At 56.3% G+C, this 15,946-nt stretch carries 12 protein-coding genes; 8 read left to right on the top strand and 4 right to left on the bottom strand.

Going from position 1 to position 15,946, the window contains the following annotated elements; translation table 11 throughout:
* Nucleotide 1: 1 nt before the first annotated feature.
* On the top strand, nucleotides 2-754 hold the full coding sequence (gene moeB / locus QRN24_RS20230; protein ID WP_040017000.1) for a molybdopterin-synthase adenylyltransferase MoeB: 753 nt from the start codon (nucleotides 2-4) through the stop codon (nucleotides 752-754).
* Nucleotides 755-794: 40 nt separating this feature from the next.
* Here the strand turns inward: moeB and fsa are convergent, their stop codons facing one another.
* Nucleotides 795-1,457 (bottom strand): fructose-6-phosphate aldolase, encoded by a 663-nt coding sequence (fsa, locus tag QRN24_RS20225; RefSeq protein ID WP_284942995.1) that lies wholly within the window; start codon nucleotides 1,455-1,457, stop codon nucleotides 795-797.
* 128 nt (nucleotides 1,458-1,585) lie between these two features.
* On the opposite strand from fsa, the gene QRN24_RS20220 reads away from it, so the two are divergent.
* The 4 genes from QRN24_RS20220 to QRN24_RS20205 all read left to right on the top strand — a co-directional run bounded on the left by QRN24_RS20220 (nucleotide 1,586) and on the right by QRN24_RS20205 (nucleotide 7,305).
* Nucleotides 1,586-2,485: a glycyl-radical enzyme activating protein gene (locus QRN24_RS20220; RefSeq protein WP_047955262.1), complete on the top strand. Its 900-nt coding sequence runs from the start codon at nucleotides 1,586-1,588 to the stop codon at nucleotides 2,483-2,485.
* A gap of 4 nt (nucleotides 2,486-2,489) precedes the next feature.
* On the top strand, nucleotides 2,490-4,922 hold the full coding sequence (locus tag QRN24_RS20215; RefSeq protein WP_284942994.1) for a formate C-acetyltransferase/glycerol dehydratase family glycyl radical enzyme: 2,433 nt from the start codon (nucleotides 2,490-2,492) through the stop codon (nucleotides 4,920-4,922).
* Nucleotides 4,923-5,083: 161 nt separating this feature from the next.
* Nucleotides 5,084-5,899, top strand: coding sequence for a Cof-type HAD-IIB family hydrolase (locus QRN24_RS20210; protein ID WP_025204614.1), 816 nt, complete (start codon nucleotides 5,084-5,086; stop codon nucleotides 5,897-5,899).
* A gap of 149 nt (nucleotides 5,900-6,048) precedes the next feature.
* Nucleotides 6,049-7,305, top strand: a complete 1,257-nt coding sequence (locus QRN24_RS20205; protein ID WP_284942993.1) for a DUF1479 domain-containing protein — start codon at nucleotides 6,049-6,051, stop codon at nucleotides 7,303-7,305.
* Here QRN24_RS20205 and QRN24_RS20200 read toward each other — a convergent pair.
* Nucleotides 7,302-8,375 (bottom strand): LacI family DNA-binding transcriptional regulator, encoded by a 1,074-nt coding sequence (locus tag QRN24_RS20200; RefSeq protein ID WP_025204616.1) that lies wholly within the window; start codon nucleotides 8,373-8,375, stop codon nucleotides 7,302-7,304. The two genes, QRN24_RS20205 and QRN24_RS20200, sit on opposite strands and share 4 nt — an antisense overlap.
* A 287-nt stretch (nucleotides 8,376-8,662) precedes the next feature.
* Between QRN24_RS20200 and QRN24_RS20195 the strand changes: the two genes are divergently transcribed.
* Nucleotides 8,663-9,964, top strand: coding sequence for an MFS transporter (locus tag QRN24_RS20195; protein WP_020884899.1), 1,302 nt, complete (start codon nucleotides 8,663-8,665; stop codon nucleotides 9,962-9,964).
* Nucleotides 9,965-9,981: 17 nt separating this feature from the next.
* Entirely contained in the window at nucleotides 9,982-12,345 is a 2,364-nt protein-coding gene (locus tag QRN24_RS20190; RefSeq protein ID WP_063156229.1) for a glycoside hydrolase family 31 protein, read from the top strand.
* Between the two features lie 76 nt (nucleotides 12,346-12,421).
* Here QRN24_RS20190 and QRN24_RS20185 read toward each other — a convergent pair whose 3' ends face one another.
* The gene (locus QRN24_RS20185; protein WP_014169271.1) at nucleotides 12,422-14,017 is read right to left on the bottom strand and encodes an ABC-F family ATPase; all 1,596 of its coding nucleotides are present in this window, start codon (nucleotides 14,015-14,017) and stop codon (nucleotides 12,422-12,424) included.
* Nucleotides 14,018-14,238: 221 nt separating this feature from the next.
* Here QRN24_RS20185 and ldtB point away from each other — a divergent pair, with 221 nt between their 5' ends.
* Nucleotides 14,239-15,159: a L,D-transpeptidase gene (gene ldtB / locus QRN24_RS20180; protein ID WP_025204618.1), complete on the top strand. Its 921-nt coding sequence runs from the start codon at nucleotides 14,239-14,241 to the stop codon at nucleotides 15,157-15,159.
* Between the two features lie 70 nt (nucleotides 15,160-15,229).
* On the opposite strand, the gene QRN24_RS20175 is transcribed toward ldtB, so the two are convergent.
* Nucleotides 15,230-15,946 (bottom strand): GntR family transcriptional regulator, encoded by a 717-nt coding sequence (locus QRN24_RS20175; protein WP_014169269.1) that lies wholly within the window; start codon nucleotides 15,944-15,946, stop codon nucleotides 15,230-15,232.

The following is a 15,946-nucleotide window of genomic DNA, read 5'->3' as shown; positions in this document are numbered from 1 at the left end:
CATGACGGCTGAACTCAGCGACCAGGAGATGATGCGCTATAACCGCCAGATTGTTCTGCGCGGTTTTGATTTCGACGGTCAGGAAGCGCTTAAGGCAGCACGGGTGCTGGTCGTGGGGCTGGGGGGGCTGGGCTGCGCTGCGGCCCAGTACCTGGCCGCGGCGGGGGTGGGCAATATGACGCTGCTGGATTTTGATACCGTGTCAGTGTCGAACCTTCAGCGCCAGACACTGCACAGCGACGCGACCCTCGGCCAGCCAAAAGTGGAATCGGCCCGGGCGGCGCTGGCGCGCATCAATCCTCACGTGAAGTTCACCCTGATTGACGCCCTGCTGGATGATGAGGCGCTGTCGGCACAGATAGCACGACACGATCTGGTGCTGGACTGCACCGATAACGTCACCATTCGCAATCAGTTGAATGCAGGATGTTTTGCCCACAAAACGCCGCTGGTCTCCGGTGCCGCCATTCGCATGGAAGGCCAAATCAGCGTCTTTACCTACGCCGGGGGCGAACCGTGCTATCGCTGCCTGAGCCGTCTGTTTGGCGAGAACGCCCTCACCTGCGTGGAGGCGGGCGTCATGGCTCCGTTAGTCGGCGTTATAGGTTCGTTGCAGGCCATGGAAGCGATCAAAGTGCTGGCGCATTACGGGACGCCTGCCGCGGGGAAAATCGTGATGTATGACGCGATGACCTGCCAGTTCCGCGAGATGAAACTGATGCGCAACCCCGGCTGTGAGGTATGCGGACGCTAAATGGTTGCCGGGCAAGCGTTAGCATAACCCGGCAACCGTATCAGAGCGTCGTGCTGCCAAACGCCCCTTGCCAGTCCTGCTCAAACTTTACTATTGCCGCATCCACCGCAGGCGAAGTAATAAACTGCTGAGCAACATCCAGCGGCAGGGTGATGGATTCACAACCTGCCAGCAGGCAGTCCAGCGCCTGACGCGGCGTTTTGAAGCTCGCGGCCAGCACTTTTGACTGCGGGGCATGCAGCGTCAGAAGCTGCTGCAGTTCAACCACCGTCTGGATCCCGTCCCCGCCCTGCGCGTCCACGCGGTTAACGTAAGGGGCAACATACTCAGCGCCCGCCAGCGCGGACAGCATCCCTTGTGCTGCACCGTACACCGCCGTACCCAGCGTCGGGATCCCTTCCGCTTTCAGCATTTTGATCGCCGCCAGACCTTCCGCCGTTACCGGCACTTTAACCACCAGGTCGTTGATAATGGTGCGCAGTTTACGCGCCTCTTCCACCATCCCTTCAGCGGTAGTCGCCATGACCTGCGCGAACAGGCGACCTTTCCCACCGAGCGCATCCTGCAGCGCCGGTAGCAGCGCCTCGAGTGGCGTTTTCCCTGCCGCCACGATACTGGGGTTCGTGGTCACGCCCGCCAGCGGGAAGATACGCGCCAGCCGTTTCACTGCCGCGACGTCGGAAGTATCGAGATAAAGTTCCATGATGTAACCCTCAAATTTAGCCTGCACTTACCCTATCACGACAAAACCTGCTCAGGAGTTGACCTGCATCAAGATAACTTTCATTCGAAAGTAATTTAATCTTCATATGCAAGATGAGAGGCGAAAACATGATCTTCAATATTCAGCGTTACTCTACCCACGATGGCCCCGGTATTCGTACCGTGGTGTTCCTGAAAGGCTGCTCGCTGGGCTGTCGCTGGTGCCAGAATCCGGAAAGCCGCTCCCGCCACCGGGATGTGCTCTTTGACGCGCGACTGTGCCTGGAAGGCTGCGACCTGTGCCAGAAAGCGGCGCCGGGCATTATCGATCGTGCGCTGAATGGGCTGGTTATCCACCGTGAAAAGCTTAACGAAGAGACTCTCGACGCCCTCACCGACTGCTGCCCGACGCAGGCGCTCACCGTCTGTGGTGAAGAAAAACAGGTTGAAGAGATTATGTCCACCGTACTGCGCGACAAGCCGTTCTATGACCGCAGCGGCGGTGGGATAACCCTGTCCGGCGGTGAACCGTTTATGAATCCCGATCTGGCTCATGCCCTGTTTAAAGCGAGCCATGAGCAAGGCATACATACCGCCGTGGAAACCTGTCTCCACGTGCCATGGCATTATATTGCACCGTCATTACCGTATGTCGATCTGTTCCTGGCGGACCTGAAACACGTTGATGGCAGGACGTTCAAACAGTGGACCGACGGTTCAGCCAAACGGATCCTTGATAACCTGAAACGCCTGGCCGCCGCCGGTAAACAGGTCACCATCCGCGTACCGCTGATTCAGGGCTTCAACGCCGATGAAGCGTCGATTACCGCCATCACTAACTTTGCCGCAGACGAACTCAACGTCCGCGAGATCCATTTTCTGCCGTACCACACGCTGGGCATGAACAAATATACCCTGCTCGGCCAACCCTACTCTGCCCCTGATAAACCGCTGGATGATCCTGCGCTTCTGGACTTCGCACAGCAGTACGCCTGCCAGAAAGGGTTAACCGCGACCTTACGAGGATAAACTTATGACGACCCTGAATCTCAGCACCCTTAGCGAGCGCATAAAAGCACACAAAACGGCCCTCGTGCATATCGTGAAGCCGCCGGTCTGTACCGAGCGCGCCCTGCATTACACCGAGATGTACCAGCAGCATATGGACAAGCCGATCCCGGTGCGTCGCGCGCTGGCGCTGGCGCATCACCTCGCGCAGCGCACCATCTGGATAAAACACGAGGAGCTGATCATCGGTAACCAGGCCAGTGAAGTCCGCGCCGCGCCAATTTTCCCGGAATACACCGTCTCGTGGATTGAAAAAGAGATTGACGATCTGGCGGACCGTCCGGGTGCAGGCTTTGCGGTGAGCGAAGAAAACAAGCGCGTATTGCATGAGATCTGCCCATGGTGGCGCGGCCAGACGGTGCAGGATCGCTGCTACGGCATGTTCACCGATGAGCAAAAAGGGCTGCTGGAAACCGGCATTATCAAAGCGGAAGGTAACATGACCTCCGGCGACGCACACCTGGCGGTTAACTTCCCGCTGCTGCTGGAGAAAGGTCTCGATGGTCTGCGCGACAAAGTGGCCGAGCGTCGTTCGCGTATCAACCTGACGGTGCTCGACGACCTTCACGGGGAACAGTTCCTGAAAGCGATCGATATTGTGCTGGAAGCGGTCAGCCTGCACATCGAACGTTTCGCCGCGCTGGCGCGTGAAATGGCGGCAACCGAATCCCGTGTAAGCCGTCGCGACGAGCTGCTGGCGATGGCAGAAAACTGTGATGTGATTGCCCATCAGCCGCCAACAACCTTCTGGCAGGCGCTGCAGCTGTGCTACTTCATCCAGCTTATTCTGCAAATTGAGTCCAACGGCCACTCCGTCTCGTTTGCCCGCATGGACCAGTACCTCTATCCGTACTACCGCCGCGATGTGGAGCTGAACCAGAGCCTCGACCGCGAACATGCCATCGAGCTTCTGCACAGCTGCTGGCTGAAGCTGCTGGAAGTGAACAAAATCCGCTCCGGTTCGCACTCCAAAGCTTCAGCGGGTAGCCCGCTGTATCAGAACGTCACCATTGGTGGACAGACGCTGATCAACGGTGAGCCTATGGACGCGGTCAACCCGCTCAGCTACGCGATTCTGGAATCCTGCGGTCGCCTGCGCTCCACGCAGCCAAACCTGAGCGTGCGTTATCATGCGGGCATGAGCAATGACTTCCTCGACGCCTGCGTGCAGGTGATCCGCTGCGGCTTTGGTATGCCCGCGTTCAACAACGATGAGATTGTTATTCCGGAATTTATCAAGCTCGGCGTCGAAAAAGAGGACGCCTATGACTATGCCGCAATTGGCTGCATCGAAACCGCAGTGGGTGGCAAATGGGGTTATCGCTGCACCGGCATGAGCTTTATCAACTTCGCCCGCGTGATGCTGGCAGCGCTGGAAGGCGGCCGCGATGCCACCAGCGGTAAGGTATTCCTGCCACAGGAGAAAGCACTCTCTGTCGGTAACTTCGATAACTTCGAAGAGGTGATGGCGGCGTGGGATACCCAGATCCGCTACTACACCCGCAAATCTATCGAGATTGAGTATGTGGTGGACACGATGCTGGAAGAGAACGTCCCCGATATTCTCTGCTCAGCGCTGGTGGATGACTGTATAGAACGCGCGAAAAGCATCAAACAAGGCGGCGCGAAGTATGACTGGGTGTCAGGCCTGCAGGTGGGTATTGCTAACCTGGGCAACAGCCTGGCCGCGGTGAAAAAACTGGTCTTCGAACAGGGTACGATAGGTCAGCAACAGCTGGCCGCCGCCCTGGCCGATGATTTCGACGGGCTGACCCACGAGCAGCTGCGTCAGCGGCTGATCAACGGCGCGCCAAAATACGGTAACGATGACGACAGCGTGGATATGCTGCTGACCCGTGCCTACGAAACCTATATCGCCGAGCTGAAGCAGTACCATAACCCGCGCTATGGCCGTGGTCCGATTGGCGGTAACTACTATGCCGGCACGTCATCTATCTCCGCGAACGTGCCGTTTGGCGCGGCAACGATGGCAACCCCGGATGGACGTAAGGCGCATACTCCGCTGGCAGAAGGAGCCAGCCCGGCCTCCGGTACTGACCACCTCGGCCCTACGGCGGTAATTGGCTCTGTCGGCAAACTGCCAACCGAAGCGATCCTCGGCGGGGTACTGTTAAACCAGAAGCTCAATCCGTCGACGCTGGAAAATGACAGTGACCGTCAGAAACTGATGGTGCTTCTGCGTACCTTCTTTGAAGTGCACAAGGGCTGGCATATTCAGTACAACATCGTTTCGCGTGAAACGCTGCTGGAAGCGAAGAAACACCCGGACCAGTATCGTGACCTGGTGGTGCGCGTCGCAGGGTACTCCGCGTTCTTTACCGCCCTGTCGCCGGATGCGCAGGACGATATTATTGCGCGTACCGAGCACACGCTTTAACTCTCTTCAGACTTATGCCCTCTCCCATCAAGGAGAGGGAACCTGTCTTTAAGCGGCAATTTCGGTTGCCGCTTTGCTTTGACTTTCGAATGAAATTAAATTTGTGCTCTCCGTCACCTTGTTATTAGAATGTTTCAAACGCAGTGACTCAGGAGCACAGTATGACCGTAAAAGTTATCGTCACCGATATGGACGGAACTTTCCTTGATGATGCCAAGCAGTACGACCGCGACCGCTTTCAGGCACAGTTTGAGCAGCTTAAAGCCCGTGATATTGAATTTGTTGTCGCCAGCGGCAACCAGTATTACCAGCTCATCTCCTTCTTCCCGGAACTGAAAGATCAGATCTCCTTCGTGGCGGAAAATGGCGCGCTGGTGTTCGATCACGGTGAGCAGATTTTTCACGGTGAACTGACCCGCCATGAGTCGCAAATTGTCATTGGCGAGTTGCTGAAAGACAACGCGCTCAACTTTGTGGCCTGTGGGCTGGAGAGCGCCTACGTCAGCGAACGGGCGCCGGACGCGTTTGTGGCGCTCATGTCAAAGCACTACCACCGCTTAAAACGCATCCGTGATTACCGCGAAATTGACGACGTGCTGTTCAAATTCTCCCTGAATCTGCCGGACAGCGATATCCCGAATCTTGTCGACAAACTGCACGTCTCCCTCGACGGGATTATGAAACCCGTCACCAGCGGTTTTGGGTTTGTCGATTTAATTATCCCGGGCCTGCACAAAGCCAACGGTATTAGCCGTCTGCTGAAGCGCTGGAAAATCTCCCCGCAGGCGTGCGTGGCAATCGGGGACAGCGGCAACGATGCGGAAATGCTGAAGCTGGTGAAATACAATTTTGCCATGGGCAACGCGGCGCAGAGCATTAAAACGATCTGCCGCTACAGCACGGATGACAACAACCACCAGGGCGCACTGAATGTGATTCAGGCCGTGCTTGACGACCACTCCCCGTTCGACGCGTAATCTCTCTCTTGCCGGAGCACTGCTCCGGCACCTCACTCTTTTTCCATCCTGTGGCACACGTCAAACATTTAAACTTGCATTAACTAATTTTTAACTTAAAGTATCACTTGTAGATATTTTTACTTTCGAATGAAAGATGCGAGGCAGTTATGACGTTTACCAGTGAAAGTTTGCCTGCGGACCATAAAGCAGCGATTCGTCAGTTGAAGCGTGAATTACGTGCGCAGATCGGAGACGTTCAGGCGGTATTCGACACGCTCAGCGATAAAATCGCGACCCGCGTGGCGGAAATTAATGCCCTGAAGAACAAAGGTGAAACCGTCTGGCCGGTTATCCCGTTTGCGGATGTGAAAAACGGGACGATCACCCAGGCACAGCGTGACGCGGTCAAACGCCGTGGCTGCGCAGTGATTAAGGGTCACTTCCCTCGCGAGCAGGCGCTGGCGTGGGATCAATCGATGCTCGACTACCTCGATCTCAACCGGTTTGATGAGGTCTATAAAGGTCCGGGCGATAACTTCTTTGGTACCTTAACCGCCTCACGTCCGGAAATTTACCCTATCTACTGGTCGCAGGCGCAAATGCAGGCCCGACAGAGTGAAGAGATGGCGCAGGTACAGTCGTTCCTGAACCGTTTATGGACATTCGAGAGTAATGGCAAACAGTGGTTCGATCCGGACGTCAGCGTCATTTATCCGGACCGTATTCGTCGTCGCCCACCGGGTACCACCTCTAAAGGGTTGGGCGCGCATACCGATTCCGGCGCGCTGGAGCGCTGGCTGCTGCCGGCCTATCAGCAGGTCTTTGCCCGCGTTTTTGACGGCAACGTGGATAAATACGATCCGTGGAACGCCGCACACCGTACCGAAGTGGAAGAGTACACCGTGGATAACACCACAAAATGTTCTGTATTCCGCACCTTCCAGGGCTGGACGGCGCTGTCAGATATGATCCCGGGTCAGGGGTTGCTGCATGTGGTGCCTATTCCGGAAGCGATGGCCTACATTCTGCTGCGTCCGCTGCTGGATGATGTCCCGGAAGATGAACTCTGCGGCGTCGCGCCGGGACGTGTCCTGCCGGTCTCCGAGAAATGGCATCCGCTGTTAATCGAAGCGCTGAGCAGCATCCCTGCACTGGAAGCAGGCGATTCCGTGTGGTGGCACTGTGACGTGATCCACTCCGTTGCACCGGTGGAAAATCAGCAAGGCTGGGGCAACGTAATGTATATCCCTGCCGCCCCGATGTGCGAGAAAAACCTCACCTATGCGAAAAAAGTGAAAGCAGCGCTGGAAACCGGTGCATCGCCGGGCGATTTCCCGCGCGAAGATTATGAAAAAAACTGGCAGGACCGCTTTACCGTGAACGATCTGAATATTCACGGCAAGCGTGCACTGGGCATGGCTTAACTGTCGTATAACCCTTCCCGCTCCACGGCGGTACGTCGTTTCCCCTGACGTATCCGCCGGACAGATCCCCGCACGGCCAGCGTGCCGTTAAGCAATAATGTTCCCACCGGCGCATCCGGGCGCATCAGCCGTTGCTGAAGCATATGCACCGCTTCGGTTCCCAGTTCATCGCGCGGTACGTGCACCGCCGTGAGCGGAACATCCTGAATGGCCGCCAGATTAAACCCGTCAATGCTCATCACCGAGATATCCTGCGGCACGCGCAAGCCCTGTTTTTGCAGCGCACTGATGGTGCCCGCCGCCATAAAATCGCCGCCGACCAAAAATGCGGTGGGCAGATCCTTACCCTGCATTTGACGGAGCCAGGAGGTGACCAGCTCTTCCGTTTCACGCGCGCTGAAGCTCGGAGCCACCAGCAGATCGCGTTTATCGTTGAATTTCAGGTTGTGAGACTGCCACGCATCGCGGATCCCGGCCAGACGCAGTTCCATGGTGTAACGCCGCAGGCAGAGGACATTCATCACCTCACGGTGTCCCATTTCAAACAGATAGTCCGCGGCCCGCTCACCTATCGAGCGGTGGTCCGGTGCCACTGCAGGCAGGCGCATATGCCGGTCGCGGCAGTTAATCAGCATGCAGGGTTTACCCACATCCACCGCCAGATCGTGGATATGCGGATCGTCGATACCGAGAAGAATAGCGGCCTGTGTCTCCGGCTCGTTCATCCGTGCCAGAAAAAGCTGTGCGTCGCTGTCATTCTCTTCCAGCGCGCAATAACGCAGACGGACATCGTGGGAAGCAAGGCCTTTACTCACGCTCTGGATCACGCGGTAGTAAAAGATGTCGGACCGCTCGTCAAAGGCGCGCTGTGGCGCAAAAACCACCAGGCTGTTGAGCAGCAGACGCCCCGCCGCCAGACCGTCCATCACCCCCAACTCCCGCGCACAAGCCAGTACTCTGGCGCGCGCTTTTTCACTGGTGTTCGCTTTTCCTGCCAGCACCCGCGACACGGTGCTGATGGAGAGCTGTGTGCGGGCGGCAATTTCGGTGATTTTTAGCCTTTTGTCCATTTTGTGATCTGGCTCCATTTGCGAAATGAAAAAATTTTCATAGCGTACTCATCAGGCAGTAACTGGCATGAAAAGCATCATGCCAGATGATTTATGTCATTGATGAGAAATTTTGCACAAAATCCACTATTGCCCGCTCATTTTCTCCCTTAAGGTGAATTTGTCACACCACTTCCATACTAGTTGTATAGCAACTTCTGAATTAAAACGGATAGAAATCAAAGCCATAAAAATCTGTGTGACACCTGAACCTCCGTCCCCTTACCGTCCGTCTTGTGGAGAGTAAAATGAGTCAGGACATCAATAACACCGTTGCGACAAGCAAAACCCGTCGCGTCATTAAGAACCTGCGCTGGTATGTGCTGGTGCTGTTCTTACTGGGCGTCACCGTTAACTACATCACCCGAAACTCGCTGGGTATTCTCGCCCCTGAGTTGAAAGAGAGCCTTGGGATCACCACCGAGCAATACTCCTGGATCGTCGGGGCATTTCAGATTGCCTACACCATTTTCCAGCCTCTGTGCGGCTGGTTGATCGACGTGATTGGTCTGAAGATTGGCTTTATGGTCTGCGCCGGGATCTGGGCGCTGATGTGTATTTTCCACGCCGGGGCGGGCAGCTGGCTGCACCTGGCTATTCTGCGCTTCTTTATGGGTGCTTCTGAAGCGGCCGCCACGCCGGCGAATGCGAAAACCATTGGCGAGTGGTTCCCAAAATCGGAACGTCCTGTCGCGGCCGGTTGGGCGGGCGTAGGGTTCTCCATTGGCGCGATGCTGGCACCGCCCATCATCTACTTTGCCCACGCCTCGTTTGGCTGGCAGGGCGCGTTTATGTTTACCGGCGTGCTGGCGCTGCTGTGGGTGATCCTCTGGTGGGCTTTTTACCACAACCCGGAACAGCATCCGAACCTGAGCAAGGACGAGCTGGCGTTTATCAAGCAGGATAACGAACCGCCTGCGGTAAAACTGCCCTTCCTCACCGCGCTGAAAAATGTCTCCAAAAATAAGCGCTTCTACGGTATCGCCCTTCCGGCGTTTATGGCCGAACCGGCCTGGGCCGTGCTGAGCTTCTGGGTTCCGCTGTATCTCGCCAAAGAGCACGGCATGGATTTGAAGCAGATTGCGATGTTTGCCTGGCTGCCGTTCCTTGCCGCGGACCTCGGCAGCGTGGCAAGCGGCTACCTCACCCGTCTGTATGCCCGACTGTTCGGCTGCAGCCGTGTGAACTCGGTGGTGGCCAGCTCCGTCACCGGCGCATTCCTGATGATCTCCCTGGCCGTCGTGGCCATTACCCGCGACCCGTATATCACCATCGTGCTGATCTCCATCGGCGGTTTCGGGCATCAGATCATCTCCTGCATGCTCAGCGCCCTGGTCGTGGAGTCATTTGATAAAGGTCAGATGGCGACCGTTAACGGCATGCGCGGCTCGGCGGCCTGGATCGCCAGCTTCCTGTTCTCCCTGTTAATTGGGGTGACCGCCGACAAAATCGGCTTTAACCCGCTCTTTATTGCCATGGGGTTCTTTGACCTGATTGGCGCTGTTTTCCTGGTGGCATTTATTGCTGAACGTCGCGCCAAGCGCGCCTGATAGTGGATGTATTGCGTATGAAAACCCTGAAAAACTGGACCGTTGATAAGCAGTCGGCAAATCATCTGGAACTGCTGGTCGATAACCAGCATCGTCTGTGCCTGTATGTGCTGGAAGAAAATCTGTTCCGCGTGCTGATTAAACGCAAAGGTGAGCTGACGCTGGATCGCACCTGGAGCATCGCCCCGCAGCAAGATGTGCCGTGGGAAGGTCGCCGCCGCGACGACCTGAGTGGTTTCACCTGCCCCGCCTGGACGCTAACGCAGCAGGACGACGTACTGACGGTTGCCACCGAACAGCTGCGTGTGACCGTGCATCAGCCGCTGTGGCTGGAGTGGCACTACCGCAATGAGGCGGGTGAGTGGCAGCCGCTGGTCAACGACCGTCCAACCAGTGCCTATCTGCTGAATGCCCATGGCGACGGTGCGGCGCACTACCTGAGCCGCCGCAAGGATGAACGCTTCTACGGTCTGGGTGAGAAAGCCGGCGATCTGCAGCGTAACGGTAAACGCTACGAGATGCGCAACCTCGATGCAATGGGCTACAACGCGGCCAGCACCGATCCTCTGTACAAACATATTCCGTTCACCCTCACCCGTCGCGATGACGTGAGCTACGGGCTCTTCTACGACAACCTGAGCAGCTGCTGGCTGGATCTGGGCAACGAGATTGACAACTATCACACCGCCTATCGTCGCTGGCAGGCGGAAGCGGGCGACATCGATTACTACCTGTTCACGGGCAAACGGGCGCTGGACGTGACCAAAGCCTTCGTGCGTCTAACCGGGAAAACGCTCTTCGGGCCGAAATGGAGCCTGGGTTACAGCGGTTCGACCATGCATTACACCGACGCGCCGGATGCGCAGAACCAGCTGATGAACTTTATCCGTCTGTGCGAAGAACATGCTATTCCCTGCGACTCGTTCCAGCTCTCTTCGGGCTATACCTCGATTAACGGCAAGCGCTACGTCTTTAACTGGAACCACGACAAGGTGCCGCAGCCGAAGGTGATGACCCAGGCCTTCCATGACGCGGGGTTAAAGCTGGCGGCCAACATCAAGCCATGCCTGCTGCAGGATCACCCGCGCTATAACGAAGTTGCGGAAAACGGGTTGTTCATCCGCGATTCAGAAACCGACGCGCCAGAACGCTCCAGCTTCTGGGATGACGAAGGTTCTCACCTCGATTTTACCAACCCACAGACGGTGAAATGGTGGCAGGAAGGGGTAACCACGCAGCTTCTTGAGATGGGGATCGACTCCACCTGGAACGACAACAACGAATATGAAGTGTGGGATGGCGAAGCCCGCTGCCACGGCTTTGGCAAGGAAATCGCGATCAAGCACATTCGCCCGGTGATGCCGCTGCTGATGATGCGTGCCTCGCTGGAAGCGCAGCAGCGTTTTGCCCCGGAAAAACGTCCGTATCTCATTTCCCGCTCCGGCTGCGCGGGCATGCAGCGTTACGTCCAGACCTGGAGCGGCGATAACCGTACCAGCTGGGATACCCTGCGCTATAACACCCGCATGGGTCTGGGAATGAGCCTGTCCGGGCTGTTTAATGTGGGGCATGATGTCGGTGGTTTTTCTGGCGACAAACCCGACGCGGAACTGTTCGTACGCTGGGTGCAAAACGGCGTGATGCATCCGCGCTTTACTATTCACTCATGGAATGATGACCACACCGTTAACGAGCCGTGGATGTATCCGGGCGTGACGCCGGCTATTCGTGGTGCCATTGAATTACGTTATCGTCTGCTGCCGTACCTTTATACCCTGCTCTGGCAGGCGCATGCTGACGACGAACCGATGCTACGCCCGACCTTCCTCGACCACGAACACGATGCGCAGACGTTTGAAGAGAACGATGATTTCCTGCTGGGTCGCGACCTGCTGGTGGCCAGCGTGGTGGAGGCCGGGCAGCGCGAGCGACGCGTCTGGCTGCCGGATAACGAAACGGGCTGGTACGATTTTTACACCCACGAGTGGTTCGCTGGCGGGCAGTGGATCGTACGTGATGCGCCGCTGGAGAAATTGCCGCTGCTGGTACGTGCCGGTGCGGGTCTGCCGCTCAGCGAACGCATTACGCATGTCAGCGCGGAAAAAGACACTACCCGTGAGCTGAAACTGTTCCCGGTGAAAGGCGTCGGTTCAACCGCGGGCCTGCTGTTTGAAGACGATGGTGAAAGCTGGGGCTATCAGAACGGCAATGCGCTGTGGGTGGAATGGGACATGGCATGCGACGGTGCCACCATCAACCTGAAGGTCAGTGCGCGGGGAGATTATCGTCCGGCGTGGAAAGCGCTGAAGATATCGTTACCGGCCGGGGAAAAACGCACGCTGCTGGTGAATGGTATTGAAGGGAGTGAATGGGTGGTCTAGTACGGCCTGATGCCCGCTCCCACAGGGAGAGGGCATCAAACACAGGCCCGGTAGGCGTATCGCCACCGGGCTTTTTTTAACTCTCGATACCTTTACTGCGCAGGTAATCTTCGTAGTTACCGGTGAAGTCCACCACGCGCTCAGGCGTAATTTCGATCACGCGGGTCGCCAGCGAGCTGACGAATTCACGGTCGTGAGAGACGAAGATCAGGGTCCCCTGATACATCTCCAGCGCCATGTTCAGCGATTCGATAGATTCCATATCCAGGTGGTTAGTCGGTTCATCCATCACCAGGATATTGGGTTTTTCCATCATCAGCTTGCCGAACAGCATGCGCCCTTTTTCACCACCGGACAGCACTTTAGCAGGCTTCTTGATGTCGTCCTGACTGAACAGCAGACGACCCAGAATGCTGCGCACCGCCTGCTCGTCATCGCCTTCCTGCTTCCACTGGCTCATCCAGTCGAAGACGGTCAGGTCGTTTTCGAACTCGTATTCATGGTCCTGTGCGTAGTAACCAATCTGCGCGTTTTCAGACCACTTCACGGTACCGTTATCTGGCTGCAGTTCGCCGACCAGGGTTTTCAGCAGGGTGGATTTACCCACGCCGTTGGCACCCAGAATGGCGATCTTCTCGCCCACTTCCAGCAGCAGGTTAAAGTTTTTAAACAGCGGACCGTTTTCAAAACCTTTAGCCAGGGCTTCCACTTCCAGCGCATTACGGAACAGTTTCTTGTCCTGCTCGAAGCGGATGAATGGGTTCTGACGGCTGGACGCTTTCACTTCATCAAGCTTGATCTTGTCAATCTGGCGCGCACGAGAGGTCGCCTGGCGAGATTTAGAGGCGTTCGCGCTGAAGCGGCTGACGAAAGACTGCAGATCAGCAATCTGGGCTTTCTTCTTGGCGTTATCCGCCAGCAGACGTTCACGCGCCTGCGTGGCTGCCGTCATGTACTCATCGTAGTTGCCCGGATAAACGCGCAGCTCGCCGTAGTCCAGGTCCGCCATGTGTGTACACACCATGTTCAGGAAGTGACGGTCGTGCGAGATGATGATCATGGTGCTGTCGCGATCGTTCAGCGTCTGCTCCAGCCAGCGGATGGTGTCGATATCCAGGTTGTTCGTTGGTTCGTCGAGCAGCAGGATATCCGGATTAGAGAACAGCGCCTGCGCCAGCAGAACACGCAGTTTCCAGCCTGGCGCGACTTCGCTCATCGGGCCGTAATGTTGTTCTACCGGAATACCCACACCCAGCAGCAGCTCGCCCGCACGCGCTTCCGCAGAGTAGCCATCCATTTCGCCGTACAGCACTTCGAGATCGGCCACTTTGTAGCCATCTTCTTCGCTCATCTCCGCCAGCGCGTATATGCGATCGCGCTCCTGCTTCACTTCCCACAGCTCCGCGTGTCCCATGATAACGGTGTCAAGGACGGTGAACTCTTCAAAGGCGAACTGATCCTGACGCAGCTTACCGATGCGCTCGTTTGGATCGAGCGAAACGTTGCCCAGCGTCGGCTCTAAATCACCGCCGAGGATTTTCATAAAAGTAGATTTACCGCTACCGTTGGCGCCAATCAGGCCGTAACGGTTGCCGCCGCCAAATTTGACGGAAATGTTTTCGAACAGCGGCTTACTGCCAAACTGCATAGTGACGTTGCTGGTAACTAACACGGGGAGATTCCTGCGAAAAGTGTGATAAACACGGCATTATGCCACAATTCCGAATTGAGATCCCGCGTTGCGGCAATCCGCTAAACTTTAACAAAATCGAAAAAAATGTGATTTCGTACACATCTGAATTCCCTGTTAGCGGGAATGCACATATAATGCGCTCCCATCAAGATTCAGACTTATCAACTCATCGCCGGAATGGCTTAGATACCTCGCACAACATGAACATGAAATTAACAACGCTTTTTGCGGCGGCGTTAGCCGTAGTAGGTTTTTGCAAAACCGCTTCTGCGGTGACTTATCCGCTGCCGACAGACGGTAGCCGTCTGGTTGGTCAAAACCAGGTGGTCACGGTGCCTGAAGGTAACGCTCAGCCACTGGAATATTTCGCGGCGCAGTACCAGTTGGGCCTGTCTAACATGCTGGAAGCGAATCCGGGTGTTGACCCGTATCTGCCTAAAGCCGGTACCGTGCTGAACATTCCTCAGCAGCTGATCCTGCCGGATACCGTCCATGAAGGTATTGTCATCAACAGCGCGGAAATGCGTCTGTATTACTATCCGAAAGGCACCAACACGGTTATCGTGCTGCCAATCGGTATCGGCCAGTTGGGTAAAGACACCCCAATGAACTGGACGACCAAAGTTGAGCGTAAGAAAGCAGGCCCAACCTGGACGCCAACCGCCAAAATGCACGCAGAGTACATCGCTGCGGGTGAACCCCTGCCAGCTGTTGTACCGGCAGGCCCGGATAACCCAATGGGTCTGTACGCGCTGTACATTGGCCGTCTGTACGCGATTCACGGGACCAACGCCAACTTCGGTATCGGCCTGCGCGTAAGCCACGGCTGCGTACGTCTGCGTAACGAAGACATCAAATTCCTGTTCGAAAACGTGCCGGTCGGAACCCGCGTCCAGTTCATCAACGAACCGGTTAAAGCGACGTCTGAGCCGGATGGCAGCCGTTACATTGAAGTACATAACCCGCTGTCCACCAGCGAAGACCAGATCAACAACAACGAAATCGTTCCGGTTACGCTGAACAGCGCGGTGCAGTCCGTGACCTCTCAGCCGGATGTAGAGACAGCGATTGTTGACCAGGCCGTTCAGAACCGTTCTGGTATGCCAGTGCGTCTGAACTGACCCTCTGCCCGGTGGCGCTTTGCTGACCGGGTCTGAGAATAAAAAAGCGGGCTCTGATGCCCGCTTTTTTTTATCCGTTATTGACGATAACTATCCCGCCGTGGTCGTAACGGTAGTGACAGTGGGCATACTCAAGCGGTGTGCCATCCTCCAGATAGATAACCTGCTCCACCTCCAGCACCGGATCGGTCTGCTCGCAGATAAGGTGTTGCATATCCAGCGCGTTCGGTTTTAGCGCCCGCACCACCCGGTACGACCCCATAATTTTCAGCCCCAGCGTCTCCTGCACGTAGCGGAACACGGAGCCTTCAAGATGGCTTTTATTCAGACCGGGCACCAGATTAAGCGGCATTACGGTGGAGTCCAGCGACATCGGCTCACCGTTAAGCAGACGCAGACGAACAAAGTCATAGACAGGCGCATCGGCGTTAATCATCAGCGAGGCCTGCTCCTTCTCGTTCGGAAAGCGCAGCTCGAAATGGACCACGACGCTGGAAACGGTGCCCAGATGCTCCCAGGTTTTTGTTGCGCCGAAGTAGTCGCTGCCGGAAAGATCCCACTGCGAGAGTTGCAGGAAATTTTTGCGGATAAACGTCCCCTGCCCCTGACGGGTATAGATCAGCCCTTCCACAATTAACTGGCGTATGGCCTGCTGTATGGTCATCCGGCTGGTGCTGAACTCCGCCGCCAGGGCAAACTGGTCCGGGAGCGGTTCGTTGGCGGCGTATTGCTGGCTAATAATGCGTTTCTTAATTTCCCGCGCTATGGTGATGTACTTCGCCGCCAT

This window comes from Enterobacter sp. MEB024 (assembly GCF_030209635.1).
Taxonomy (GTDB): Bacteria; Pseudomonadota; Gammaproteobacteria; order Enterobacterales; family Enterobacteriaceae; genus Enterobacter; species Enterobacter ludwigii.
Note: the sequence above shows the minus strand (reverse complement) of the source record. Positions and strands in the feature narration are given on the sequence as shown.